This is a genomic window from Streptomonospora wellingtoniae (assembly GCF_031845375.1).
Taxonomy (GTDB): Bacteria; Actinomycetota; Actinomycetes; order Streptosporangiales; family Streptosporangiaceae; genus Streptomonospora; species Streptomonospora wellingtoniae.
Genome location: NZ_JAVREK010000072.1, coordinates 1 through 459 on the forward strand (window position 1 = coordinate 1; position 459 = coordinate 459).

General features: G+C 64.1%; 1 rRNA gene. It reads left to right on the forward strand.

From position 1 onward, the window contains the following. Positions 1–221: ribosomal RNA gene (locus RM446_RS24675) — 16S ribosomal RNA — on the forward strand; the annotation flags it as partial. Positions 222–459: the final 238 nt, after the last annotated feature.

Below are 459 nucleotides of genomic sequence, written 5' to 3' on the forward strand. Positions count from 1 at the left end.
CCCATGAAGGTGGAGTCGCTAGTAATCGCGGATCAGCAACGCCGCGGTGAATACGTTCCCGGGCCTTGTACACACCGCCCGTCACGTCATGAAAGTCGGCAACACCCGAAACTTGCGGCCTAACCCCGTTCGGGAGGGAGTGAGTGAAGGTGGGGCTGGCGATTGGGACGAAGTCGTAACAAGGTAGCCGTACCGGAAGGTGCGGCTGGATCACCTCCTTTCTAAGGAGTCTTGCAGAGTCGGCCCGTTTTTTCCGTGTGGGCCGGCGGACTCGTGAGTGGACCCGGTACTGGAGTCGTCGTCGCACCGCTGGTCGGTGGGGCGGGCTTCGGGGTGCCGGGATGGTGCTGAGGTGGACACGCGCTGTTGGGTGTCTGAGGGAGCGGCCCTTGGGGTTGTTCTCCTGTTGGCCACCCCTGCGAAGACCCGGGTCGTGTGCTCGGGGTGCGGCTGGTGCCG